23 protein-coding genes are annotated in these 23,910 nt (G+C 68.6%); 11 read left to right on the forward strand and 12 right to left on the reverse strand.

Annotated elements, in window-relative coordinates; genetic code table 11:
- Window positions 1-40: 40 nt before the first annotated feature.
- Window positions 41-2,503 (forward strand): DNA polymerase III subunit gamma and tau, encoded by a 2,463-nt coding sequence (locus LEL84_RS17085; protein WP_226512269.1) that lies wholly within the window; start codon window positions 41-43, stop codon window positions 2,501-2,503.
- Between the two features lie 107 nt (window positions 2,504-2,610).
- On the opposite strand, the gene LEL84_RS17090 is transcribed toward LEL84_RS17085, so the two are convergent.
- Together LEL84_RS17090 and LEL84_RS17095 are read right to left on the reverse strand one after the other, a co-directional pair.
- A complete protein-coding gene (locus tag LEL84_RS17090) occupies window positions 2,611-3,933 on the reverse strand; it encodes a class I SAM-dependent methyltransferase (RefSeq protein WP_226512270.1) in 1,323 nt (440 codons plus the stop codon).
- Complete coding sequence (locus LEL84_RS17095) at window positions 3,930-5,312, reverse strand: FAD-binding oxidoreductase (protein WP_226514339.1); 1,383 nt, start codon at window positions 5,310-5,312, stop codon at window positions 3,930-3,932. The genes LEL84_RS17090 and LEL84_RS17095 overlap by 4 nt, the downstream gene beginning before the upstream one ends.
- 82 nt (window positions 5,313-5,394) lie before the next feature.
- Between LEL84_RS17095 and LEL84_RS17100 the strand changes: the two genes are divergently transcribed.
- The 8 genes from LEL84_RS17100 (at window position 5,395) to LEL84_RS17135 (ending at window position 11,304) form a co-directional block, all read left to right on the forward strand.
- The gene (locus LEL84_RS17100; protein ID WP_058251042.1) at window positions 5,395-5,832 is read left to right on the forward strand and encodes an SRPBCC family protein; all 438 of its coding nucleotides are present in this window, start codon (window positions 5,395-5,397) and stop codon (window positions 5,830-5,832) included.
- A 123-nt stretch (window positions 5,833-5,955) separates the two neighbouring features.
- Complete coding sequence (locus LEL84_RS17105) at window positions 5,956-6,855, forward strand: pseudouridine synthase (protein WP_226514340.1); 900 nt, start codon at window positions 5,956-5,958, stop codon at window positions 6,853-6,855.
- Between the two features lie 22 nt (window positions 6,856-6,877).
- Window positions 6,878-7,207 carry a hypothetical protein gene (locus LEL84_RS17110; RefSeq protein WP_226512271.1) on the forward strand — a complete coding sequence of 110 codons (330 nt, stop codon included), beginning with the start codon at window positions 6,878-6,880 and terminating at the stop codon, window positions 7,205-7,207.
- Window positions 7,185-7,601, forward strand: coding sequence for a YbaB/EbfC family nucleoid-associated protein (locus tag LEL84_RS17115; RefSeq protein ID WP_413466872.1), 417 nt, complete (start codon window positions 7,185-7,187; stop codon window positions 7,599-7,601). Before LEL84_RS17110 ends, LEL84_RS17115 begins: the two co-directional genes overlap by 23 nt.
- A gap of 67 nt (window positions 7,602-7,668) precedes the next feature.
- Window positions 7,669-8,280, forward strand: a complete 612-nt coding sequence (gene recR, locus LEL84_RS17120; protein ID WP_058251045.1) for a recombination mediator RecR — start codon at window positions 7,669-7,671, stop codon at window positions 8,278-8,280.
- Window positions 8,281-8,479: 199 nt separating this feature from the next.
- Complete coding sequence (locus LEL84_RS17125; protein ID WP_413466873.1) at window positions 8,480-9,955, forward strand: alpha/beta fold hydrolase; 1,476 nt, start codon at window positions 8,480-8,482, stop codon at window positions 9,953-9,955.
- Between the two features lie 14 nt (window positions 9,956-9,969).
- The gene (locus tag LEL84_RS17130; RefSeq protein ID WP_374610693.1) at window positions 9,970-10,512 is read left to right on the forward strand and encodes a uridine kinase; all 543 of its coding nucleotides are present in this window, start codon (window positions 9,970-9,972) and stop codon (window positions 10,510-10,512) included.
- A gap of 69 nt (window positions 10,513-10,581) precedes the next feature.
- A complete protein-coding gene (locus tag LEL84_RS17135) occupies window positions 10,582-11,304 on the forward strand; it encodes a uracil-DNA glycosylase (protein ID WP_058251048.1) in 723 nt (240 codons plus the stop codon).
- Window positions 11,305-11,339: 35 nt separating this feature from the next.
- Here the strand turns inward: LEL84_RS17135 and LEL84_RS17140 are convergent, their stop codons facing one another.
- Together LEL84_RS17140 and LEL84_RS17145 are read right to left on the reverse strand one after the other, a co-directional pair.
- Entirely contained in the window at window positions 11,340-12,062 is a 723-nt protein-coding gene (locus tag LEL84_RS17140) for a type 1 glutamine amidotransferase (protein ID WP_226512274.1), read from the reverse strand.
- Window positions 12,059-13,360 (reverse strand): MurT ligase domain-containing protein, encoded by a 1,302-nt coding sequence (locus tag LEL84_RS17145; RefSeq protein ID WP_226512275.1) that lies wholly within the window; start codon window positions 13,358-13,360, stop codon window positions 12,059-12,061. Before LEL84_RS17145 ends, LEL84_RS17140 begins: the two co-directional genes overlap by 4 nt.
- Window positions 13,361-13,435: 75 nt before the next feature.
- Here LEL84_RS17145 and LEL84_RS17150 point away from each other — a divergent pair, with 75 nt between their 5' ends.
- A complete protein-coding gene (locus LEL84_RS17150; protein ID WP_226512276.1) occupies window positions 13,436-14,515 on the forward strand; it encodes an alpha/beta hydrolase in 1,080 nt (359 codons plus the stop codon).
- On the opposite strand, the gene LEL84_RS17155 is transcribed toward LEL84_RS17150, so the two are convergent.
- Window positions 14,504-15,496 (reverse strand): EamA family transporter, encoded by a 993-nt coding sequence (locus tag LEL84_RS17155; protein WP_226512277.1) that lies wholly within the window; start codon window positions 15,494-15,496, stop codon window positions 14,504-14,506. The two genes, LEL84_RS17150 and LEL84_RS17155, sit on opposite strands and share 12 nt — an antisense overlap.
- A 75-nt stretch (window positions 15,497-15,571) precedes the next feature.
- The gene (gene trxA, locus LEL84_RS17160; RefSeq protein WP_226512278.1) at window positions 15,572-15,934 is read right to left on the reverse strand and encodes a thioredoxin; all 363 of its coding nucleotides are present in this window, start codon (window positions 15,932-15,934) and stop codon (window positions 15,572-15,574) included.
- Window positions 15,935-16,053: 119 nt separating this feature from the next.
- On the opposite strand from trxA, the gene LEL84_RS17165 reads away from it, so the two are divergent.
- Window positions 16,054-16,935 carry a LysR family transcriptional regulator gene (locus tag LEL84_RS17165; RefSeq protein WP_226512279.1) on the forward strand — a complete coding sequence of 294 codons (882 nt, stop codon included), beginning with the start codon at window positions 16,054-16,056 and terminating at the stop codon, window positions 16,933-16,935.
- An 80-nt stretch (window positions 16,936-17,015) separates the two neighbouring features.
- Here the strand turns inward: LEL84_RS17165 and LEL84_RS17170 are convergent, their stop codons facing one another.
- The 6 genes from LEL84_RS17170 to leuA all read right to left on the reverse strand — a co-directional run bounded on the left by LEL84_RS17170 (window position 17,016) and on the right by leuA (window position 23,753).
- Window positions 17,016-18,167, reverse strand: a complete 1,152-nt coding sequence (locus LEL84_RS17170) for an acyl-CoA dehydrogenase family protein (protein WP_058251055.1) — start codon at window positions 18,165-18,167, stop codon at window positions 17,016-17,018.
- Window positions 18,168-18,218: 51 nt separating this feature from the next.
- Window positions 18,219-18,890, reverse strand: a complete 672-nt coding sequence (locus LEL84_RS17175) for a TetR/AcrR family transcriptional regulator (protein ID WP_226512280.1) — start codon at window positions 18,888-18,890, stop codon at window positions 18,219-18,221.
- Window positions 18,883-20,076 carry a thiolase family protein gene (locus tag LEL84_RS17180; RefSeq protein WP_226512281.1) on the reverse strand — a complete coding sequence of 398 codons (1,194 nt, stop codon included), beginning with the start codon at window positions 20,074-20,076 and terminating at the stop codon, window positions 18,883-18,885. The genes LEL84_RS17175 and LEL84_RS17180 overlap by 8 nt, the downstream gene beginning before the upstream one ends.
- Window positions 20,077-20,247: 171 nt before the next feature.
- Complete coding sequence (locus LEL84_RS17185) at window positions 20,248-20,568, reverse strand: putative quinol monooxygenase (RefSeq protein ID WP_065632076.1); 321 nt, start codon at window positions 20,566-20,568, stop codon at window positions 20,248-20,250.
- A 210-nt stretch (window positions 20,569-20,778) separates the two neighbouring features.
- Window positions 20,779-21,798 (reverse strand): LLM class flavin-dependent oxidoreductase, encoded by a 1,020-nt coding sequence (locus tag LEL84_RS17190; protein WP_068972282.1) that lies wholly within the window; start codon window positions 21,796-21,798, stop codon window positions 20,779-20,781.
- Between the two features lie 104 nt (window positions 21,799-21,902).
- The gene (gene leuA / locus LEL84_RS17195) at window positions 21,903-23,753 is read right to left on the reverse strand and encodes a 2-isopropylmalate synthase (RefSeq protein ID WP_226512282.1); all 1,851 of its coding nucleotides are present in this window, start codon (window positions 23,751-23,753) and stop codon (window positions 21,903-21,905) included.
- Window positions 23,754-23,910: the final 157 nt, after the last annotated feature.

Genomic DNA, 23,910 nt, shown 5'->3' on the forward strand with positions numbered 1-23,910 from the left:
ACACTCATCGACTGTCACGGGTCGCCGGTAGTCTCGACGCGTGGCTCTGTATCGCACCTATCGCCCGGCTACCTTCGCCGACGTCGTGGGGCAGGAGCACGTCACCGATCCGTTGAGCCGTGCCCTGGATTCCGGTCGCATCAATCACGCGTATCTCTTCTCCGGTCCCCGCGGTTGTGGCAAGACGTCGTCGGCGCGGATCCTGGCTCGTTCGCTGAACTGTGTGCAGGGCCCCACCTCCACACCGTGCGGAACGTGTGTCTCCTGTGTGGCGCTCGCGCCGGGGGGTCCGGGCAACCTCGACGTCATCGAGCTCGATGCCGCCAGTCACGGCGGTGTCGACGACACCCGCGAGCTGCGCGACCGCGCCTTCTATGCGCCCGCCGAGTCGCGCTACCGCGTGTTCATCGTCGACGAGGCGCACATGGTGACGAACGCGGGATTCAACGCGCTCCTCAAGATCGTCGAGGAGCCGCCGGAGCATCTGATCTTCGTGTTCGCGACCACCGAACCCGAGAAGGTGCTGCCGACCATCCGGTCGCGCACCCACCACTACCCGTTCCGGCTGCTCGCGCCGCCGGTCATGCGCGGTCTCCTGGAGACGATCTGTGAGCGCGAGGGCGTGACCGTCGCGTCCGAGGTGTACCCGCTCGTCATCCGGGCGGGTGGCGGTTCGCCTCGTGACTCGCTGTCGATCCTCGATCAGCTGCTGGCCGGCGCCGACGACCAGGGTGTCGCCTACGAACGCGCACTCGCGCTGCTCGGTGTCACCGACGTGGCGCTGATCGACACCGCGGTCGACGCTCTCGCCGACGCCGACGGTTCGGCATTGTTCGGCACGGTGGAGAAGGTGGTCGACGCCGGGCACGATCCTCGACGGTTCGCCGTCGACCTGCTGGAACGTCTGCGCGATCTGATTCTGCTGCAGGCTGTTCCGGACGCCGCGGACCGCGGACTCGTCGAGGCGCCGGGTGACCAGCTCGCCCGCATGCGCGCCCAGATCGAGACCCTCGGGCCCGCGTCGCTGACCAGGTTCGCCGAGATCGTGCACAACGCTCTCGGGGAGATGCGCGGCACGACGTCGCCGCGACTCCTGCTCGAGGTGATGTGCGCGCGGATGCTGCTGCCCGCGGTCTCCGACGACGACGCAGCTCTGTTGCAGCGACTCGAACGACTCGAGTCGGGGATCGGCACGACGTCGATCCCGGTACCCGCGAAACCGGCTGAGCCGGAACCGGAACCGAAGTTCGTTCGACCCTCGCAGCGCAAGGCGATGGAAGAGGCCAAGGCTGCTGAGGCGTCCGAGCGCGCGGCCGCGGAAGCCGTCGAGGCCGACGCCGCGCAACCCGACGCCGGCCGGGTGCCGGAACCGGTGGTGTCTAAGCCGGTCGCGCCAGAGATGGTGGTGGAGACTCCTGCGCCGGAACCCGTCGTTGCTGAAGCGGTCGCGGCAGGTGCGGCGCCCGAGGCGGTTGATCCCGACTCGACCGGCGTCGCAAAGGGTTCGGGGGTCGAGGCCGAGGCCGTGCTGCCCGCGGAGGAGCCCGCCGACGACGAGTCGATGTTCGACGAGCTGATCGCCGACCAACCGAGTGCCGGGGCGGCAGAGGTCGAACCGGCGCCGGCCGCTGACGCCTCATCGGACGACGAGACGGCGTCCCTGATCGAGGTGCCCGCCCCGCCGACGCCGCCGACTCAGCCGCCGGCACGGTCCGACCGGACCCCGTCCGCGCCCGAACCGCCGTCGCGCCATCGGGACGCGCCCTCGCCCGAACCGGAACCGATTGCCGAACCGGCGTCGACCGCGGCGTACGACGACATCCCGCTGCCCGATGAGCCCGTCGACGAGGACGACGTCCCGCCACCCGACGCGATGCCGGTCCGTGCCCGTCGGCCCGAGCCCGAGCCGGTGCCCGAACCGGAGCCCGAGCCCGAGGCGACCGCCGGGCTCGACGCCGACTCGGTTCGCAAGCGGTATCAGGACATCCGGGCCGCGGTGCGGGAACGGTCGAAGAGTCTCGAGCCGATGCTGTCGGCGGCGGTCATCGCCGACGTCGACGGGACGACCGTCGTGCTCTCGCATCCGGTCGAGGTGCTGGTCGGGCGGTTGTCCGCGCCGCACGCCGTGACGATCATCCGCGAGGCGCTCACCGAGGTCTTCGGCACCGAACTCGACGTGCGTACCGTGCACCAGGCGCCGGGCGCCGCCGCACCCTCCGCCACGTCGACCGCGCCGCCGTCGAAGCAAGCTGCCAAGGCGCGGCAGTCGTACTCGCGTCCGAGTCGCGCGCGTGACCAGTCGGCGACGCCGGCGCCCGCACCGGAGCCGGTCGCCGAACCGGAGGAGCCCGAGCCGCCACGTGCCGACGAGGACATCCCGCACGACGAACGCGCGGAGATGGTGGCCGATGCACGCACCGGCAGCCCCGAGCAGCGGCTCGACCCCGACCAGGTGGCGCTGGAGCTGCTCAAATCGGAGCTGGGGGCACGGCCGCTCGAGTGACCGGGTGCGCTCGGAAGCTTTGTCTGAAAACCGCCCCGCGCAACAGGTTCGACGACGATACGCCGCGTGTCCGATTTCTGAGGGCGGTTTTCAGAGGCGGGTCGGGCTCAGGCGTCCCACCACGGCCGGAGTGGCACCTGATGGCCGCCGTCCTCGTCGAGTTTGGTGGCGAGCACGTGGTGGAGCTGGATGATGTTGCGGTCGAACCCGATTCGGCAACCGGCCATGTAGAGGCCCCACAGCCGCGCGGTGCCCTCGCCGACCTCGGCCACCGCTTCGTCCCAGTGCTCGACGAGGTTGATGTTCCAGTCGCGCAGCGTCATCGCGTAGTGCTCGCGGAAGTTCTCCTCGTGGATGACCTCCATGCCGCCGATGTCCTGCAGCTTGGAGATGATCTTGCCGGAGCCGGTGAGCTCGCCGTCGGGGAAGACGTAGCGGTCGATGAACGATCCCGCCTTGCTGCGGCTCGCGTTGTCGGGGCGCGTGATGCAGTGGTTCAGCAGCATGCCGCCGGGACGGAGCTTGTCGCGCATGAACCCGAAGTAGGACGGGTAGTTGTGGACACCGATGTGCTCGGTGAGCCCGATGGACGACACCGCGTCGAAGCCGCTTTCGGTGACGTCGCGGTAGTCGCTGTGCCGGACCTCGGCGAACTCGCCGAGCCCTTCGTCGGCGATCGCCTTCTGGGCCCACTGCGCCTGCTCGGCGGACAGCGTCGCCCCGATCGCGTGTACGCCGCGTCGGGCGGCATAGCGGACCATTCCGCCCCAACCGCAACCGATGTCGAGGAGGCGGTCGCCGGGCTTGAGGCGGAGCTTCTCGAAGATGAGGCGGTACTTGTTCTCCTGGGCGGCTTCCAGCGATGCGTCGCGTTCCGGGTAGACGGCGCAGGTGTACGTCATCGACGGTCCGAGCACCCACTCGTAGAACGTGTTCGAGACGTCGTAGTGGTAGTGGATGACCTCGGCATCGCGGGACTTGCTGTGCCGCAGTCCTTCCGCAAATCGACGCCAGCGCGGCACGGCCTCCTGCGGCGGCGGTGCGATCGGCTTGAAGTGATCGATGCCCAGCGACCGCGCGATGTGGGCGAGCGACAGGGGGGAGGGGCGGTGGAACTGCAGGTTGCTGGCCAGTGCCTTCAGCGCGGGGTAGGGATCACCGGGGTGCGCGCCGATGAGTTCGAGATCGCCTGCGATGTAGGCGCGCGCGAGTCCGAGATCGCCGGGTGCGGTCACCAGATACGTCGTACCGCGCGGGGTCTTCAGGTCGAGGCCGTACTGGGCGTCGACGGGTCCGGCGCTGCTGCCGTCGTAGGCGGTGATCCGGATCGACAGGTTTCCGCCGAGGAGTGTTTCGAAGATCTCGGCGAGGGTCATCTTGCCGGCGTGCGAGTCCACACTCGACGCCGAACTCTCCTTGAACGTGGTCATTGGCGTTTCACCGCTTTCGAGTAGAGGTCCAGCAGGCGACCCCGCGGGTCGTACCGCTTCTTGAGGAGCCGATAACTCTCTCCGCCGTAGAGTTCGTCGAACTCCTCCGGCGTGTAGAAACTCTCTGAATACAGCGACTTGTGGCCGTCGAGTTCGGCGACCTTGCGTTCGATGATCTTGTTGGTGTGCCCGGGATCGCCCGGGGTGACCGGCACGGCGGACCAGAAGCCGACGTTGACGTACGTGCGTTGCGGGGCAAGGGGATACAGCGGCCAGGGGCGTACCGGGTCGGCGCCGGGAAGGGCGGGTTCGCGGAGCCGGAGCGGGCACAGCCAGATCGGCTCGATGGGGATCTCGGAGAGGAACCACTCGACGTAGTCGGCGGTCCGGTCGATGGGGACCTCGATGTCCTGCACGACGCGTTCACCTGCCGGTAGTCCCTTGCGGGCGTTCAACCGGTCGCCGATGTCGAATCGCTGGTCGAGCCCGATCAGCTTCCAGTAGAAACTGCTGCGGAGGTACCGCTTCGGCCACCAGCGCCGGATTCGCGGGTTCTGTGCGCCGAAGGCGCGCGAGCACCAGAACCAGTCGGTGTCCCAGCGCCAGAGGTAGTCGTGGATCGTCAACCGGTCGGTCGTCTTCTGTTGGATGGACCGATAGAAGATGTCCATCCCGGTGTAATCGCTGACCGGTCCGTCCTCGTCGGTCTGGCGGCCCAGCGTCAGATAGGACTCGTTGGCGGAGAACACGACTCCGTCGAGGTAGTCGACCGGTTCGCCGTCGTGCGACTTCGTGGTGACGATCGTGTCCATCGCCGACTGGAGATCGGCGATACTCGTGAACCGGAGATGGCGCAGTGCCACATACGGCTTCACCGGCTCCAGCTCGATCCGCAGCCGAACCGAATAACCGAGCGTGCCATAGGAATTCGGGAAACCGAAGAAGAGGTCGGCATGTTCGTTGGTGGGCGTCGCGGTCAGGATCTCGCCGTCGCCGGTGAGGATGTCGATCTCGAGAACCGACTCATGGGGCAGTCCGGAGCGGAAGGACGTGCTCTCGATGCCGAGTCCGGTGACCGCGCCGCCGAGGGTGATCGTCTTGAGCTGTGGGACGACCAGCGGTGCGAGGCCGTACGGCAGAGTGGCCGCGACGAGGTTCTCGTAGGTGCACATGCCGGCGACGTCGGCGGTGCGCGCCTCGGGATTCACCGAGATGACCCGATCGAGTCCGGAGACGTCCAGTCCCGGATGCGGATTGGCGGCGCGCTTACGAAAGAGGTTGGACGTCTTCTTCGCAAGACGCACGGTTGCCTGCGGCGGGATGGCACGATAGCTGGCCAGAAGGTCGGCAACCCCCTGGTCGAATGCCGCTCCCCCCATCTCGAGCCCGTTGGTCACCCGGTTAGCCTAGGACTTGATCAGTTCGCCCGCCAATCGTTTCGTAACTGAGGAGTGTCCAATCGTGGGTCAGGTTTCCGCATCGCAGTCGCTCGACATCGCCGCCGCCCCGGACGCCGTGGTCGGAGCTCTCGCCGACTATGAGGTCGTGCGGCCGGCCATCCTCCCGGAGCAGTACCGCGACTACAAGGTGATCAGCGGCGGCAAGGGCGACGGCACCGTCGTGCACTGGATTCTGCAGGCCACGTCGAAGCGGCAGCGCGACGTGCAGGCAACCGTCAGCGTCACCCCGGACACCGTCACCGAACGCGACGCCAACTCGACGATGGTGACCACCTACTCCGTCGCGGCATCGGGCAGCGGTTCGCGCGTCACGACCACCACCACGTGGCAGGGGGCCGGCGGCATCGGTGGGTTCTTCGAGAAGACATTTGCGCCGAAGGGTCTCAACCGGATTCAGGCCGAGGTCCTCGGCAACCTGAAGAAGCGCCTCGAGAGCTGACGGCTCGGATCTCCGACCGCGGCGCTCGATGACCTGCTCACCCGACAGCGTGCGATGACGGGCGCGGGATCGACCGATCCCGTCCGGCGCCGCCGTGGCCGCGCAAGGCCGTCGCCCTTGCCCATGCGCGACGGCGTCGACGCCACGCGCGTGGTGTTGCGTTCGGGGCCGGAGCTGACCGTCGGTCAGGCGCTGCTGGCCGCGCCCGCGCTGGCGGGGCTGACCGCCGACGATCTGGGTCGACGCGCCGCCGCGGGCGAGATCGTCGATGCCGACGGCCGACCCGCGGATCTGGCCGCGCCGTCGAGCCGCAATGTCTCGCTGTACCTCTACCGCGACCTCGACGACGAGATCGCGGTCCCGTTCGACCTGCCGTTGATCCACCGCGACGAGAACATCGTCGTGGTGGACAAACCGCATTTCCTCGCCACGATGCCGCGGGGTCGTCACGTGAGCGAGACCGCGCTGGTGCGGCTGCGTCGGGAACTTGGCTCCGACACCGTCTCGCCGGCGCACCGCCTGGACCGCCTCACCGCCGGGGTGCTGCTGTTCACGCTGCGGCCCGAGGTGCGCGCGGCCTATCAGGACCTGTTCGCGTCCCGGACCGCCCGCAAGGAGTACCTCGCGCTCGCGCCGGCCGACGAGGCGCTGGCGTCGACCGTGACCGTGCGGGACCGGATCGAGAAGACCGCGGGCGACCTACGCGCCCTCGTGGTGGACGGGCCGGTCAACGCCATCAGCGACATCACGCTGACCGAGGTCGTCGGCGGCCTCGGCGTCTATCGGCTGGTGCCACACACCGGCCGCACCCATCAGCTCCGGTTGCACATGGCGTCGCTCGGGGTGCCCATCGTCGACGACCCGCTCTACCCCGACGTGCGGCCGGGACTCGCCGCTCTTCCGGATCACGGGGACTTCACCCGGCCGCTACGCCTGGTCGCCCGAGTGCTGGAGTTCACCGACCCGCTGACCGGAGTGGAGCGCCGGTTCGAGAGCCGACGGCCGGTGTCGGGGTCGGGGTAGGGCCACGATCTACCCTGGCGCCATGACCATCCGCGCGTCCTACGAACGGCATCCCGACCTGGGCTGCGAGGCCGTGGTCTTCATCGACGACGAGTCACTGGCCTGTTTCCAGATCCAGCGCGATCTGGTCGGCGGGCCGCGCGCCGACGAATACTGCGTCACCACGGGAGCCAGTGCGCCCGTCTACGGCGGGATCACGCAGTGGCGTCGCGTCGACGACCGGTTCGAGTTCGCGCTCACGGCGCGCGCGGGTCGGTTGTTCGGCGACGAGGTCCTGTCCTTCGAGGTGGCCGCCGTCGAGGAGTCGACCGTCGACGACATCGCCGCGCATGTCGATCGGTTGCTGCGCTGACGCTGCGACTACCCTGGGCCGGGTGACGCAACCATTCGATCCCAGCGCGTTGTTCGGCGGCGGTCAGGGCGGGGAGAACCCGATGGCCGGACTGCTGGCCCAGGCGCAGCAGATGCAGGAGAAGCTCCTGTCGGCGCAGAACGAGATCGCGGCGGCGGAGGTGGTCGGCAGTGCGGGCAACGGGCTCGTGACCGTGACCGGCAACGGCACCGGTGAGGTGACCGCCGTGTCGATCGATCCGAAGGTCGTCGATCCCGACGACGTGGAGACCCTGCAGGACCTGTTGCTCGGTGCGTTGGCCGACCTGTCGGAGAAGCGCGAGCAGCTGGCCAGCGAGAAGATGGGCCCGCTCGCCGGTGGTCTCGGCGGCGGCCTCCCCGGATTTGGCGGCTGAGTACGCCCACCCGCGTACGACGCCGAACGACGAGTAGGAATCCCGGACACCGTGGACGCAGATCAGCATGTATGAGGGACCGATCCAGGACCTGATCGACGAGCTGGCCAAACAGCCGGGCCTCGGTCCGAAGGGCGCCCAGCGCATCGCGTTCCACCTGCTGGCCGGGGAGAAGTCCGACATCGATCGCCTCGTCGCCGCGCTGGGACGGGTCCGCGACGACGTCGTCTTCTGCGCGGAGTGCGGGAACGTCTCGGCCAATCGCCTGTGCCGGATCTGTTCGGACGCCCGCCGCGACGCCAGCAAGATCTGTGTCGTCGAGGAGCCGAAAGACGTGCACGCGATCGAACGGACCAAGGAGTTCACCGGGCGCTACCACGTACTCGGTGGTGCTCTCGACCCGTTGTCCGGGATCGGCCCGGACCAGTTGCGTATCCGCGAACTGCTGCGTCGGCTGGCCAATCAGGAAGACGGCGTCGACGTCTCCGAGGTGATCGTCGCCACCGACCCGAACACCGAGGGCGAGGCGACCGCGACCTACCTCCAGCGCATGCTGAAGGACTTTCCCGGCCTGTCGGTCACCCGGCTCGCGTCGGGGCTGCCGATGGGCGGCGACCTCGAGTTCGCCGACGAACTCACCTTGGGTCGTGCACTGTCGGGTCGTCGCATCCTGGCGTGAGGTCGGTGGCCGTCGTACCCGGCAAACCGGACGGCTAGGGTCATGTGGTGATCTCGCGTACTGGGTGGCGTCGTCGTGTCCGGGGTGTTGCAGCAGGCCTGACGGTGGTGGTCGTGGCCGGCCTGGTGAGCGCGGCTCAGCTCGCGTCGGCGCCGGAAGCACCGCAGCGCCCGCGCTCGACTGGCAGGCATGCCCCGCGGTGCACGGCGTACCGGCGACGGTCCGGTGCGCGACGGTCGAAGTTCCGCTCGACCACTCCGAGCCGAACGGCGAGACCATCGAGATCGGCGTGAGCCGTATGCAGGCGCGCGACCAATCCCGGCGTCGCGGTGTCGTGATGGGCAACCCGGGCGGCCCGGGCGGCGACGGCATCGCGATGTTCAGTCAGCTGCGCCCGCCGGCGGCCATGCTCGACGAATGGGATCTGGTGGCCGTGCAGCCGCGTGGTCTGGTGTCGGGCACGCCGCTGCGCTGCGATCCGATCACCGGCGACGAGCCCGAACTGATGACGGCGCTGGGCAAGCTCAATCGCGATCGCTGCGAGGCGCGTACGCCGGGCCTGGGGGCTACGCTCACCACCGAGAACACCGCCCGTGACATGGAGGTCGTCCGGCGGCTGCTCGGCGAACCGAAGGTCAGCCTCTACGGCATCTCGTACGGCACCCTGCTGATGTCGACGTACGCAACACTGTTCCCGCAGCGCGTCGACCGGATGGTCCTCGACTCCGGTTTCGACCCGGGCGTGGTGTGGAACAGTCTTCTCTCCGTGCAGACACCCGGCTACAAGGCGCGGGTTCACGAGATGATGGCGTGGATCGCGCGCCACGACCGGATCTACCATCTCGGCACGACGCCACTCGCCGTGTACCGGAAGTGGAGCGACCGGGTCAGTGCCGAGGCAGGTGTGCCGCCATCGCTGCTGGCACCTCCCGCGCAGGTCGGGGACGTGCCGCCGGGCCTGCGGGCGGTCGCGCAGCAGTACATCGCGGGAACCGATCTGACCGCCGACGCGCGTGCCAGGTTCGAGAACCTGGTGTTCACCTTGCTCCGGCCCGGGTCGCTACAGCTGACGTCGCAGCTACTGGTCCTCACCCGCGCGCTCGCGCCCGATCGCAACTCCTGGCCGACAGTGGCGCTGATGACGGCGAACCCAGGCCGGAAGCTGCCCACCCCGGGCCCCGCCGCGATCGAGGCCGCCCAGGTCTCGCAGGACATGCAGGCCGCGGTGCTGTGCAACGAGAACCAGGTCCCCGCGCAGCCGTCGCTCGGCTTCCAGGCGTTCCTCGCGAACTACGTGACCGGGGATCCGTTCGAGGCACCAGGTCTCGCCTACGAGTCCGGCCTCGCGTGTGCCGGAGCGCCGGCGCTCGTGCGGCCGGTCGAGATCCGCAACCGCGGGCTGGCGGTGGCGCCCCTGCAGATCCAGAGCGTCGGCGACCCGCAGACCCCGTATCGCGGGTCGCTGAAGATGCGTGAACTCATGCGCAGCCACCTCATCACGGTCGGTGGTGGCGACCACGCGCAGCTCGGTCGCGCCAACAAGCCGCTCGACGACGCCATCGTCGAGTACCTCCGCACCGGCCGGACCTCGGTGCAGCGCGTCCCCGAAGCACCGATCACGGCTCCGCTCACCCGGTTGCCCTCGGCGTTCGCGTCCGGGGCGGCCGGTCGGTGACCCATCCTGATCTGGTGAGCCCGCAGACCCGTGCCCGTGTGACCGAACTGGCCGCTCGCCTCGACGCCGGGATCGTCGCGATCGACGGACCGTCCGGAGCGGGCAAGTCGACGATCGCCGATCTCCTGGTCGCGGACCTGCGCGCTCGGGGAGTCGGTGTGACTCTGGTCCGCACCGACGACTTCGCGACCTGGGACGATCCCGTCGCGTGGTGGCCGGAGCTGGAAACCGATGTGCTGCATCCGTTCACCCGACGACGCGACTACCGGTACCGGCCCCGCGTGTGGCAGGACGGCGTCCCGGCCCCCGGGCCCCGCGTGTGGATCGAGTGGCAGCCGCTGCTGATCATCGAAGGGGTGTCCTCGGCGCGGCGCCGGATCGCCGACCGCCTGTCCCACGCGCTGTGGCTCGACGGCGGGACCCCGAGCGAACGGCTCGAGCGGACGGTCGCCCGCGACGGTGAGGACGCGCGAGGTCATCTTCAGGCGTGGCAGGAGTTCGAGCGCGGCTGGTTCGGCGTGGATCGCACGCGAGAACGGTGCGTCGTACTGGACTGAGCGGTCTCGGACCGACGGTCCCGTCGGCCGGCGGGGATGCCGACCGGACGCCGCGGTTAGTGTCGAGGGATGGCCACCCGACGACGCTTCCGTGATCTGGCGGAGCTCGACGCGCAGCTGATCGAGTGCCGTGCATGCCCGCGCCTCGTCGAATGGCGGGAGTTGGTCGCGCAGGAGAAGCGACGCGCGTACGCCGACGAGGAGTACTGGGGGAGGCCGGTGGCCGGTATCGGTCCGGCGGATGCGCGACTGCTGATCGTCGGCCTCGCCCCCGCGGCGCACGGTGGGAATCGGACCGGGCGCATGTTCACGGGTGACCGCAGCGGCGATGTCCTGTTCTCGGCGCTGTATCGCGCCGGCCTTGCGAGCCAGCCGCTCTCGGTCGCGATCGGCGACGGATTGGAGCTGTTCGACACGCGGATCACCGCACCGGTCCACTGTGCACCACCGCAGAACAAGCCGACGGTCGAAGAGCGCGACACCTGTTCGTACTGGCTGCACGCCGAACTCGAGTTGCTCGCGCCGACGGTCCGTTCGGTGATGACACTCGGTGGATTCGGTTGGCAGTCAACGCTTCGTACCTTCGCGAGGCTCGGCTGGACGGTCCCGAAGCCGATGCCGAAGTTCGGTCACGGTGTCTCCACCACCCTCGTCCGCGACGGTGCCGAACTCGAGGTCTTCGGCTGCTACCACGTGAGCCAGCAGAACACCTTCACCGGACGGCTCACCGTGGAGATGGTCGTCGACGTACTCACCGCGGCGGCGCGGTCGGCGGGGATCGAGAGTGCTTGAGGGAGCCCTCGGTCAGCGGAAGGCCGTCGTCGACGTTACCGACGTCGTCCGGCGGCGAGGCGTTCCCGGCGTAGCCGATCGACCTCAGGGAGGTCAAGCGGGGCAAGGGATTCGACGCCGAGCGCGGTGGCCAGGAGATGGTCGGCGAGTTCGGGGTTGCGGGCCAGCGCCGGACCGTGCATGTAGGTGCCGATGACGCTGCCCTGGACGACGCCCTCGGTGCCGTCGCCGACGCCGTTGCCGACGCCATGCCGTACGCGACCCAGTGGGGCCGCGTCGGACCCGAGAGTCGTTCCGCCGCGGTGGTTCTCGAAACCGGTGAGGGGTTGTGACAGTCCTGGGAGGGCGGGGTCGACCAACAACTCGCCGATACTCCGCTCCGCCTGGGGCGCCGTCGTGAGATCGAACAGGGAGATGCCGTCGACGCGTTCGCCCGCCGATGTCTCGTACCAGTGGCCGAGTACCTGGATGGCGGCGCAGATGGCCAGCACCGGCCGTCCGGCCGCCGCCGCCTGCTGCAGACCCGGGTGGCGCGTGAGGTGCCGGGTGGCGAGCCGCTGCGCGTAATCCTCGGCGCCACCGAGGGTGTAGACGTCGAGCGAGTCGGGGACCGGGTCGTCGAGGGTGATGTGGATGACCTCGGCGTCGATGCCACGCATCAGTGCGCGGCGCTTCAGGATGAGGGCGTTCCCACCGTCCCCGTAGGTACCCATGACGTCGGGCAGGACGAGGCCGATCCGCAGGGTCGATTCGCTCACCGCTCCGCCTTCCGCGATCGTGCTGCGCTTTCCAGGGCGGTGCCGAGATCGCGGAACGCCGTGTAGTTCGCCAGGACCTCGACGCGTCCCGGCGGACAGGATGCGATGGCGGCCATGGGATCCGGGATGGTGGTGTGTTCGGCGCCCGCGTAGAGCAGCCGGACCGACAGGTCGGCGGCGCGCTCGCCGGCCGCGACGACCTGCATGGTCTCGAACGCCTCGAAGCGCACGTCCCACAACCAGGACAGGTCCTCGCCGTCGGGCACCTGGCCGTTGACCGCGATCACCAGCCCGTCGGCGTCCTGGTCGATCATCGACATCGCTTCTTGCCACCCGGCCGGGTTCTTCGCGAGAAGTGTTCGGACCGAGTGGTTTCCGACCTGGTGGATGCCGTATCGGCCGGCGACCTCGCCGACGGTGCCGACGGCGGCCACCGCGTTGCGCGGGTCGGCGCCCATCGCGACGGCCGCGGCCACCGCCTGGGTCGCGTTGCCGCGGTTGGCCCTGCCCGGCACCGCGAGCTCCAGGGGAGCGCTGAAACCGTCGGGGCCGTAGATGTTCTCGTCGTCGAACCACCACTCGGGGGTGGGGCGGCGGAAGTTGTCGTCGCCGGTCGACCGCCACCCCTCCTCGGAACGGACGATGGGCTCACCGGTACGGGGGCAGCTGACGGAATCGCCGACCCAGCTCGCGCCGGCCGCCACCCAGACCACGTCCGGGGCGTCGAAGGCGGCCGACGTCACCAGGACGTCGTCGCAGTTGGCGATCACCGTGGTCTCGGGATGACGTGCGATGCCTTCACGCAGCCGACGCTCGATCATGTTGATCTCGCCGACTCGGTCGAGCTGATCCCGGGAGAGGTTGAGCATCACGAGGACCTCGGGGTCGACGGCGTCGCTGACGTGCGGGACGTGCAGTTCGTCGACCTCGAGCGCGCAGAACGGCGCCGTCCGGCTCAGGGTCAGCGTCGCGATGATGCCGGCGTCCATGTTGGCGCCGTCGGCCTGGGTGGCGACCTCGCCGAGTTCGGCCATCGCGGCTGCGGTCATCCGTGTGGTCGTCGACTTCCCGTTGGTGCCGGTGACGATCGCGGTGCGTTTGCCCGCGGCGAGCCGACCCATGATCTGGGGGTCGATCTTCGCGGCGACCAGCCCGCCGATCATCGACCCCTTGCCCCGTCCCGCGGTGCGCGACGCCCACCGGGCCGCGGCCGCAGCGCCCAGGGCGACGGCGGTACGGGCGGGAACACGGGTGTTCGTACGGGTTGCGGAACCGGCGGAAGAGAGTCGGTCGGGCATGCGCACGAGTGTGTCACAGGCCGATCCGACGGGAGTGGTCGTGCCGTGCGCCGACGCCGCGTAGGCTCGGCGGCTGTGAGTCGCGACACCCATCTGCGCCTGTCCCTGCCCGCCCGAGTGCAACGCGGACTGTTGCTCGCCGTCGCACGAATCCCGGCCGGAGCGTTGGCCGTTCTGGGGCGACGGGCATCGGTCAACTCCGACGGTGAGCGGGTCGCCCCCGAGCTTGCCGCGATCGGCTGGGCCAACGACAACGTGCCCGGGCTGAATCCCTTCCAGGGCGAGGTGGCGCAGTCGCGTGCGCAGACCGACGAGGTCGGCGCCGCCATGGCCGAGGCGCTGCCGCCCATGGCGGTGGAGGACCTCGTCATCGACGGACCCGCCGGCCCGATCCCGGCCACCCGGTATCGCTCCACCACCGACTCGGCCGGGCTGCTCGTCTACTTCCACGGCGGCGGCTTCGTCACCGGCAGCCGGATCAGCCACGACACCTTCGTCCGACGTCTGGCACATGGCACCGGCCTCGACGTGCTCTCCGTCGACTACCGGTTGGCCCCCGACGCCCCGTTCCCCGCGGCCGTCGAGGACGCGGTGGCGGCGTGGCGCTTCGCTGTCGAGGTGGCGCCGCGGTGGGGTCTCGATCCGGCGCGGATCGTCGTCGCCGGTGACAGCGCGGGCGGAAATCTCGCGACCGTCGTCGCCCGGGAGGTCCGTGGCGAAGCGGTCACCCCGGCTTTCCAGCTGCTCATCTACCCGGTGACCGACCAGGCCGCCGACACACCCTCGCGCCGGGAGTTCGCGTCGGGGTACTTCCTCACCGCCGACGGCATCGACTGGTTCACCGATCGCTACCTGCCCGACGCCGCGCAGCGGAGCGACCCGCGCTGCTCGCCACTGCTCGCCGACGATCTCAGCGGTCTCCCGCCCGCGCATGTCATGGTCGCCGGCTTCGACCCGCTGCGTGACGAGGGCCTCGCGTACGCGCGCAGGCTCGAGGAGGCCGGCGTGCCGGTCACGGTCCGGCGAGAGGGCGCGATGATCCACGGGTTCGTCAACATGACCTTGATCAGTCCGGGTGCCCGGGCCGCGGTCGACCGTCTGTGCGCGGTGGTGCGCGAGGCCCTTCCGCCGGCCGGGTCCAGCTCAGCCGCCTGAGCGCACCGGTGTTCCGGCGCCCTCCCGAGCGCCCGTCACCGCCGACACGGAATCGGCCGGCGCCGGGGTGGCACTTGGAACGATCGAGCGCCTACGGGCTCTCGGCCGGGCCATCACCCCGGCAGCGCACCCCGCGACGACAATGACCGCACCGACGATCTCCCCGACGCTGGGGACTTCGCCGAGAACGAAGAATGCTGCCGAGATCCCAACCACGGGCACGAGCAGCGACATGGGCGACACCCGGCTCGCGTCGTTGCGTCCCAGCAGCGTGGTCCACAGACCCGCACCGATGACGGTGCCGAAGATCGCGAGGTAGGCGAGGCCACCCAGGGCACGGAGTCCACTCTCGGTACCGAGCGTGGCTAGCGCGTCGAAGCCGGCGGAGGGTCCCTCGACGATCAAGCTCACCGCATACAGCGGCGGAGTGGCGACGACGGCCATCCACAACGTCATCCGCAAGGAGTCGTCGGGACGGGCGAGTCTGCCCCCGATGTTGCCCGCTGCCCAGCTCAGACCACCGAGCACGGTGAGACCAATCGGGAGCAGAGCGGCCACGCCGAGGTCGCTGCCGCGCATCCGGTCGATCGCGATGACCGCCATGCCGAGGACCGCGACCGCCAGGCCGAGGATCTGTCCGGTCGTCATCCGTTCGCGGAGGAACAGCACGCCGAGCATGACCGTGAAGGGCGCCGAGGTCTGGAGGACCAGCGAGGCGAGCCCGGTCGGCATGCCCAGATCCATGGCCAGGAACAGCATGATGAACTGCACGCTGCCGAAGCCGGCGACGTACAGCAGGAACCACTTCAGGCGCACCTTCGGGAACCGCACGAACAACATGACCGGTATCGCCATCACCGCAAATCGCATCGCGGCGAGGAAGAACGGCGGGAAGTGGTCGAGTCCGAGTCGGATCGCGATGAAGTTCAGTCCCCAGAGGACGACGACGAACAACGCGAGGAGGCGATCACGAGTGGACATGGCCCCATCGTCGGCGTGGACGATGTGAAGGACAATCGAATTTAACCGGAATAACTATTCAGTTTCTCTGAACGGTTACTTCTGTGCCGCGGCGACCTTCGCCCGCACGTCATCCATGTCGAGCCCCTCGACGGCGCCGATCAGTTCCTCGAGCTGAGCCGCAGGTAGTGCACCGGGCTGGTTGAAGACCAGGATCCCGTCCCGGAATGCCATGAGCGTCGGGATGGAACGGATTCCGAGACTGCCGGCGAGCTGCTGCTCGGCCTCGGTGTCGATCTTGCCGAACACGATGTCGGAGTGTGCTTCGGAGGCCTTCTCGAAGACGGGCGCGAACTGCCGGCACGGGCCGCACCAGCCGGCCCAGAAGTCGAGGAGGACGATGCCGTCCGAGGCGATGGTGTCCTCGAAGGTTTCCAGGGTGATGTCTTGTGATGCCATGCCCCCGACAACGGTGTGGGGGGTCCAGACATTCCGGGCAGCCCCGACGGGGACTCGATGCACGTTGCGCGAGCAGTCGGCCGGAGTGGGCCGCCGGCATGGGTGAGTACCGTTGCCGCATGGAGGTCCGGCGTCTACGGCTGCTGCGTGAGTTCGCCGATCGGGAGTCGATCGGTGCGGTGGCCGATGCGATGCACATGACCCCGTCAGCGGTGTCACAGCAGTTGAAGGTCCTGGCCGAGGAGGCGGGGGTCGCGCTGTTCGAACCCGACGGCAGGCGAATCCGTCTGACGGAGGCCGGACGCGCACTCGTGTTGCGCGCCGACGACGTGATCGCGGCGGTGGATCGGGCCCAGGAGGAGATGTCGTCGTACCGGTCCGGCAAGGCGCGCGTCCGGCTGGCGATGTTCCCGTCGGGTGCGACGCTTCTGCTGCCGGCGGTCCTGGAGCGGGCCACCGCATCGGGCATCGACGTACACGCGGTCCATCTCGACGTCGGATACCCCGACGCGGCACCGGCTCTCGCCGATCACGACATCGTGGTCACCCACCGCGATGAACGGACCCCGGCGATCAACGTCCCGCGGGTCCGCGTCACCGAGCTGATGCGTGAACCCGTCGACGTGATCGTCGCCGCCGGCAGCGAACTCGCCGTGCGCGACCAGGTCGCGGTCACCGAACTCGCCGATCACGACTGGATCAGCGTCGAGGGCGGCTTCCCGGTCGACGATGTGCTGCAGTCGATCTCGGCGGCGACCGGGGTGGCGCCCCGGGTGACACAGCGGATGCTGGACTTCACCACCATCGAGGCGCTCGTGGCGCACGGTCACGGCATCGCGCTGATGCCGCGTTTCGCGGTCCGGCACCCGGAGGTGAAACGACTGGTGCTCAAGGGGGTTCGCGCCGCACGGGTCTACGAGGCGCTGGCCCGCCCGCGTTCGCGGGCGGCGGTGCAGCAGGTCGTCGATCACCTACGTGCGGTGGGTGCCGAACAGGGCTGACGGCCCGACGCCACTTGGGCGGGCCCGGATACGCCGACAGCCCGGGGCGCGTGCCCCGGGCTGTCGACGATTGCGAGGACTCAGACGCCGAGGCTCTTGCCGACGATGTCCTTCATGATCTCGGTGGTGCCACCGAAGATCGTCTGGATACGCGCGTCGGTGTAGGCGCGGGCGACGCGGTACTCGTTCATGTAGCCGTAGCCGCCGTGCAGCTGCAGGCAGCTGTCGATGACGCGCTTGGCCAGTTCGGTACACCACCACTTGTTCTTCGAGGCGTCGACGGCGTTCAGCTCGCCGTCGAGAACGCCCTGCAGGCAGCGGTCGATGTAGACCTCGGCGATGTCGAGCTCGGTCGCCATCTCGGCGAGGCTGAAGCGGTTCGCCTGGAAGGTGCCGATCGGACGGCCGAAGGCCTTGCGGTCCTTGGTGTACTGCAGGGTCTCGTCGAAGATCGCACGCGCACCGGCGATGGCGCCGATGCCGATCGACAGCCGCTCCGACGGCAGGTTCTGCATGAGGTGGTAGAAGCCCATGCCCTCCTGGCCGAGCAAATTCTCGACCGGGACGCGCACGTCGTTGAAGTGCAGCTCGGCGGTGTCCTGGGCCTTGAGGCCCATCTTGTCGAGCTTGCGGCCGCGCTCGAAGCCCTCCATGCCGCGCTCGACGACGAGCAGCGAGAACGCCTTGTGGCCCGCCTCGGGATCGGGGTTGGTCCGGCAGACCACGACCACGAGGTCGGAGTTGATGCCCGACGAGATGAACGTCTTGTTGCCGTTCAGGACATAGTGATCGCCCTCGAGCTTGGCCGAGGTCTTGATGCCCGCCAGGTCGGAGCCCGCGCCCGGCTCGGTCATCGCGACGGCGAGGATCGTCTCGCCGGTGGCGATCCCGGGCATCCAGCGCTTCTTCTGCTCGTCGTTGGCGAGGTGCACGAAGTACGGTGCGACGACGTCGTTCTGCAGGCTGAGGCCGGGTGCCGCGCCGTCGAACTTCGCGAACTCCTCGACCACCACGGCGTTGAACCGGAAGTCGTCCATGGCACCGCCGCCGCCGTACTCCTCGGGAATGTTGAATCCGAGAAGACCTGCGTCACCGGCCTTCTTGAAGGCGATGCGATCGACCTGACCGGCTCGCGTCCACTCCTCGGTGTACGGGGCGCATTCGCGCTGCAGGAATTGCCGCGCGGTTTCCCGCAGGGCCTCGTGCTCGTCTTCGAAGATGGTGCGTTTCATGGCTTCTCCCTTTCTGCTCTACTCGATCGTCGTTCAGGAGTTGTCGGTCGGTCAGTTGTCGTTCTGGTCGGCGTCGCGCGCGCCGACGACGCGCAGTGAGAGCAGCGCATACGACGCCGCGACCTCGGCCGGTGTCCGGGCACCCGAGGGGCGGTACCAGGTGGTGATCGCCTGGCATGCGCCGAACAGGTAGCGCAGCACGTCTTTCACGTCGTCGTCGAAGTGGAACTCACCGGATTCGACGCCACGCTCGATGACACCAGCGAGCAGCTCCTCGGTCTCGGTCCGCATCGCGACGTAGGTCTCCCGTCGGGGATCCTCGACGTCGAGGTGGCGGAACTCGCTTGCCACGCTGGCGAGTTCGACGTCGTTGGTCATGTGCAGGACGATCGACTCGATCGCGTTGGACAGCTGCTCGCTCGGCGTCCGGCCGGACTGAATGGCCGCGCCGACCCACGCCAGCACCGAGGTCATCGCGGCCTCGAGCAGTTCGACGAGGATGCCGAGCTTGTTGTCGTGGTGGTAGTAGAGCGTCGGCAGCGAAACGCCTGCCCGCGAGGCGATGTCACGGATCGAGGTGCCGTGATAACCGCGCTCGTAGAAGGCGTGCTTGGCCGCGACGAGGGTGGCCGGCAGCGGCACCGGTTCGCGCTCCCGCCAGTCCAGGCCCTCGGTCTCGATCGTCAGCCTCCGGGTGGGAGCCGTCCGCGCCGCCTCAGACACGTTCGATGATGGTGGCGTTGGCCATGCCCGCGCCCTCGCACATGGTCTGCAGGCCGTACCGGCCGCCGGTGGCCTCGAGGTGGTTGACCATCGTCGACAGCAGTCGGGTGCCGGAGGAGCCGAGTGCGTGGCCGAGCGAGATCGCGCCACCGCGCGGATTCAGTTTCGCCGGGTCGGCGCCGAACTCGTGGGCCCAGGCCAGCGGCACCGGAGCGAAGGCCTCGTTGACCTCATAGGTGTCGATCTCGTCGATGGACAGGCCGGCCCGCTTGAGGACCTTGTGGGTGGCCGGGATCGGTGCGGTGAGCATGAAGATCGGGTCGTCGCCGGCGACCGAGAACGAGTGGAAACGCGCACGAGGGGTCAGGCCGAGCTTCGACGCCATGACATCGCTCATCATGAGCGCGCCGGAGGCCCCGTCGGTGAGCGGCGAGGAATTGCCCGGGGTGATGAGCCAGTTGATGTCGGGAAAGCGTGCGGCGGTGTCCTCGGTGTAGAAGGACGGGCGCAGGCCGGACAGTCCCTCGGCGGTGGTCGACGCGCGAACCGTTTCGTCGACGCGGTGGGTGACGATGTCGCCGTTGGCGTCGGCGACATCGATCGGCAGCACCTCGCGGTCGAAGAATCCCTCGGCGGCGGCTGCCGCAGCACGCTGATGCGACTGGGCGGCAAAGGCATCGAGGGTGTCACGATCGAACTTCCATTTGGCCGAGATCAGTTCGGCCGAGATGCCCTGGTTCACCAGGCCGTCGGGGTAGCGCGCGGCGATGCTCGGACCGTAGGGGCTTTTTCCGGCGGTGGTGAAGCCCATCGGGACGCGGCTCATGGACTCGACGCCGGCGGCGATCACCACGTCGTAGGCGCCGGCGATGATGCCCTGCGCGGCGAAGTGCGCGGCCTGCTGGCTCGACCCGCACTGACGGTCGACGGTCGTCGCGGGCACCGACTCGGGGAAGCCGGCGGACAGCAGGGCGGTCCGCGAGATGTTCAGGGCCTGCTCACCGGCCTGGCCGACGCAACCGCCGATCACATCGTCGACGAGGGCCGGGTCGAGATCGTTGCGCTCGACCAGCGAGCGCAGCACGTGTGCGAGCAACTCGACGGGCTTGGTCTCCGACAGCGCGCCCCCGGGCTTCCCCTTTCCGGACGCGAGGCGTACGACGTCGACGATGACGGCTTCGGGCATGAGGGTTCCTCTCGGGAGCGGGGACCAGCGCAGCAGTAAGCGCGGCTCACTTTATCTAACGATCGTTATACCGGTCTAGCACGCGCTCGGTGGCGGAATCAACAGCAAGCACCCGCAGAAATGGGTACCGCCCTCACCCGGGTGGACGGGTGAGGGCGGCGTCGTGACGTGTCAGATGGTGCCTTTGTCGGGCTGACCTGCGGGAACTGCGGTGAATGTCCGGACGTCCAGGGGGCCGGCCAGCAGTCCGCCGATGGCCTTGCCCAGCGTGGTGAGCGCCGGGGCGGCGCCGTGGGTCGCGAGGGCCTCCATCGATTCCCAGCGCTCGATCATCACCAGGTCGGTCGAGTCGCCGGTGGCCTCGTGCAACGCGTATTTCCCGCATCCCGGCTCGCCGTGCACCTCGGGGATCGCAGCCAGCACGGCCTCCCGCACCGCCTGTTCTTCTCCGGGCTTGGGGGAGATGGTGGCGACGACGATCACTTCGGACATGGGGGCTCTCCGTTCGCGTGGGGCTCGGCGTGTGTCTCGACAACTCGTCGGTGATGTCCCTCGGACACCGGACACCCCGGTGACGTTAGGTCAGCGAGTCGTCTCGATGTGGCGATTTCGGCACCCTGCGCAAGAACGCCGGCCCCGAACGGCTGCGCGCGGGAGGACCGGCGCGGCCGACGGGGCCGACGAGGTGTGCGTAACGCGGTGTCAGCGCCAGCCGAGAGCCGGCGCGACGTGCGTGAGGATCGACTCGAGGACGTGCGCGTTGTACTCGACACCGAGTTGGTTCGGCACGGTCAGCAGGAGAGTGTCGGCCGCGGCGATCGCCTCGTCCTCGCGCAACTGCTCGATCAGCTTGTCCGGCTCGTCCGCGTAACTGCGTCCGAAGCGGGCGACGCTGTTGTCGATGACGCCGACCTGATCGGATTCGGCGCCGCCGCGGCCGAAGTAGGCGCGGTCTCGGTCGTCGACGATGGCGAAGATGCTGCGGCTCACCGATACTCGTGGCTCGCGCGGGTGCCCGGCGTCGGCCCAGGCCTTGCGGAACCGCTGGATCTGTTCGGCCTGCAGCTGGTGGAAGGGCACACCGGTGTCCTCGGTCAGCAGCGTCGAGCTCATCAGGTTCATGCCCTGCTGGGCAGTCCATTCCGCGGTCGCCCGGGTCCCGGCGCCCCACCAGATGCGGTCCCGCAGACCGGGGGACTGCGGCTCGATGGGCAGGAGTCCCGGCGGGTTGGGGAACATCGGACGAGGATTCGGCGTGGCGAAGCCGCCGCCTTCGATGACCTTCAGGAACACCTCGGTGTGCTGTCGTGCCATGTCCGCATCGGTCGAACCCTCGGGCGGGACGTAGCCGAAGTACTTGTAGCCGTCGATGACCTGCTCGGGGGACCCACGACTGATCCCGAGCTGGAGCCGGCCGCCGGAGATGAGATCCGCGGCGCCTGCGTCTTCGGCCATGTACAGCGGGTTCTCGTAGCGCATGTCGATGACGCCGGTGCCGATCTCGATGTGACTGGTCTTCGCGCCGATCGCCGCGAGCAACGGGAACGGCGACGCGAGTTGCCGTGCGAAGTGATGGACGCGGAAGTACGCACCGTCGGCGCCGAGCTCCTCGGCGGCCACCGCGAGGTCGATGGACTGCAGCAGCGTGTCCGCGCCGGACCGCACCTGGGACCCGTGGGCGTCCGACCAGTGACCGAACGACAGGAAACCGATGTTCTTCATGCCCTCTAAATGAAACTCTGGTCCGTTTTGTTCCCGTCAGAACGATTCCGTCCCGCCGATCGGCGCGATCGACGGGACGGAATCGGATCTTCGAAGGAGGAGGGTCAGGGCGCCCAGGTGCCCGGGGCGGCCTCGCCGTCGGCGACCGGAACCGAGGTGACCCGGTAAGCGCGGTTCACGGCCGAGACGACTGCGCGCAGGCTGGCGGTGGTGATCGACGACGCGATGCCGACACCCCAGACCGTCTCGCCGTTGACCTCGGTCTCGACGTACGCCGCGGCGCTGGCGTCGCCGCCGGCGGTCAGCGCGTGCTCGCTGTAGTCGAGGACCCGGACCTCATAGCCGACGGCGCCGAGCGCGTCGACGAATGCCGCCAGCGGACCGTTGCCGGAGCCAGAGATCTCCCGCTCGTTGCCCTCGACCTTCACCACGGCGGTGATGTGGTCGTCGCCGCCGTCGACCTCGGCCGCGTCCACCTTCTGCCGGATGCGCTCGAGCGGCCAGATCGGGTGCAGGTAGTTCTCCGCGAAGACGTCCCACATCTCCTTGGGATTGACCTCGCCGCCCTCGCCGTCGGTGATCTTCTGGATCTCTCGGCTGAACTCGATCTGCAGACGACGCGGCAGGTTCATGCCGTGGTCGGCCTTCATGATGTAGGCGACGCCGCCCTTGCCGGACTGGCTGTTGACGCGGATGACCGCTTCGTAGTTGCGGCCGACGTCCTTGGGGTCGATCGGCAGATACGGGACGGCCCAGGTGATGTCGTCGACGTCGGAGTCGGCGTTGTCGGCGTCGACCTTCATCTGGTCGAGGCCCTTGTTGATCGCGTCCTGGTGGCTGCCTGAGAACGCGGTGTAGACCAGGTCGCCGCCGTAGGGGTGACGCTCGGGGACGTTGAGCTGGTTGCAGTACTCGACCGTCCGGCGGATCTCGTCGATGTCGGAGAAGCTGATCTGCGGGTCGACGCCGCGGCTGAACATGTTCATGCCGAGGGTGACCAGACAGACGTTGCCGGTGCGCTCGCCGTTGCCGAACAGGCATCCCTCGATGCGGTCGGCGCCCGCCTGGTAGCCCAGTTCGGCTGCGGCAACGGCGGTTCCGCGGTCGTTGTGGGGGTGCAGGCTCAGGATGACCGAGTCGCGCCGGGCGAGGTTGCGGTGCATCCACTCGATCGAGTCGGCGTAGACGTTGGGCGTGGCCATCTCGACGGTCGCCGGCAGATTGATGATCATCGGGCGCTCCGGGGTGGGGGCGATGATCTCGGTGACCGCGTCGCACACCTCCTTGGCGAAGCTCAGCTCGGTGCCCGTGTAGGACTCCGGCGAGTACTCGTACCGCCAGTTGGTGTCCGGGTAGTTCTGCTGTACCTCGAGGACCTTGTGTGCGGCGTCGGTCGCGATCTTGGTGATCGCCGCCTTGTCCGCGCGGAACACGACTCGACGCTGCAGGACCGACGTCGAGTTGTAGAAGTGGACGATCACGTTGGCCGCGCCGCGGCAGGCGTCGAAGGTGCGCTCGATCAGTTCGTCACGACACTGGGTCAGCACCTGGATCGTCACGTCGTCGGGGATGGCGCCGTCTTCGATGATCTCGCGGACGAAGTCGTAATCGGTCTGGCTGGCCGACGGGAAGCCGACCTCGATCTCCTTGTAACCCATCCGTACGAGGAGGTCGAACATGCGGCGCTTGCGTGCCGGGCTCATGGGGTCGATGAGTGCCTGGTTGCCGTCGCGGAGGTCGACCGCGCACCACATCGGGGCGGTGGTGATGACCTTGTCGGGCCAAGTGCGGTCGGGAACCGCCACTTTCTCGACCTCGTCGGCGAACTGTCGATAACGATGAACCGGCATCGCGGAGCTGCGCTGCGGATTCCATGAGGGTTGTCCGGCGGGAATCGGGCCCGCGGGCTCGACGATTCGGCTGGCGCCGGAAGTGAAGCTGTCTGCTGGTGCCATGGTGGTCATTCTCCGTGTGTGGAAGGAAAGTGACCGGCGCGTGATGAGGCCCCGCGACGGAGGGCCGGTCGGTTCAGACCCCGCCGCGGCAACCGAGGAGGAGTGCGCGCTGCATGCGCTCGACTGTACTCCCCGGCGACGAGGTGGCCAAAGCTGC

This window comes from Gordonia sp. WA4-43 (assembly GCF_020520305.1).
Taxonomy (GTDB): Bacteria; Actinomycetota; Actinomycetes; order Mycobacteriales; family Mycobacteriaceae; genus Gordonia; species Gordonia hongkongensis.

Bases quoted from the DNA above. Each gene is read 5' to 3' on its own strand.
- LEL84_RS17090 (WP_226512270.1), bottom strand. From the start codon at position 3,933: ATGACCACGTTCAAGGAGAGTTCGGCGTCGAGTGTGGACTCGCACGCC.
- LEL84_RS17095 (WP_226514339.1), bottom strand. From the start codon at position 5,312: ATGGGGGGAGCGGCATTCGACCAGGGGGTTGCCGACCTTCTGGCCAGC.
- LEL84_RS17105 (WP_226514340.1), top strand. From the start codon at position 5,956: ATGCGCGACGGCGTCGACGCCACGCGCGTGGTGTTGCGTTCGGGGCCG.
- LEL84_RS17110 (WP_226512271.1), top strand. From the start codon at position 6,878: ATGACCATCCGCGCGTCCTACGAACGGCATCCCGACCTGGGCTGCGAG.
- LEL84_RS17115 (WP_413466872.1), top strand. From the start codon at position 7,185: ATGTCGATCGGTTGCTGCGCTGACGCTGCGACTACCCTGGGCCGGGTG.
- recR (WP_058251045.1), top strand. From the start codon at position 7,669: ATGTATGAGGGACCGATCCAGGACCTGATCGACGAGCTGGCCAAACAG.
- LEL84_RS17135 (WP_058251048.1), top strand. From the start codon at position 10,582: ATGGCCACCCGACGACGCTTCCGTGATCTGGCGGAGCTCGACGCGCAG.
- LEL84_RS17145 (WP_226512275.1), bottom strand. From the start codon at position 13,360: ATGCCCGACCGACTCTCTTCCGCCGGTTCCGCAACCCGTACGAACACC.
- LEL84_RS17155 (WP_226512277.1), bottom strand. From the start codon at position 15,496: ATGTCCACTCGTGATCGCCTCCTCGCGTTGTTCGTCGTCGTCCTCTGG.
- trxA (WP_226512278.1), bottom strand. From the start codon at position 15,934: ATGGCATCACAAGACATCACCCTGGAAACCTTCGAGGACACCATCGCC.
- LEL84_RS17165 (WP_226512279.1), top strand. From the start codon at position 16,054: ATGGAGGTCCGGCGTCTACGGCTGCTGCGTGAGTTCGCCGATCGGGAG.
- LEL84_RS17170 (WP_058251055.1), bottom strand. From the start codon at position 18,167: ATGAAACGCACCATCTTCGAAGACGAGCACGAGGCCCTGCGGGAAACC.
- LEL84_RS17180 (WP_226512281.1), bottom strand. From the start codon at position 20,076: ATGCCCGAAGCCGTCATCGTCGACGTCGTACGCCTCGCGTCCGGAAAG.
- LEL84_RS17185 (WP_065632076.1), bottom strand. From the start codon at position 20,568: ATGTCCGAAGTGATCGTCGTCGCCACCATCTCCCCCAAGCCCGGAGAA.
- LEL84_RS17190 (WP_068972282.1), bottom strand. From the start codon at position 21,798: ATGAAGAACATCGGTTTCCTGTCGTTCGGTCACTGGTCGGACGCCCAC.
- leuA (WP_226512282.1), bottom strand. From the start codon at position 23,753: ATGGCACCAGCAGACAGCTTCACTTCCGGCGCCAGCCGAATCGTCGAG.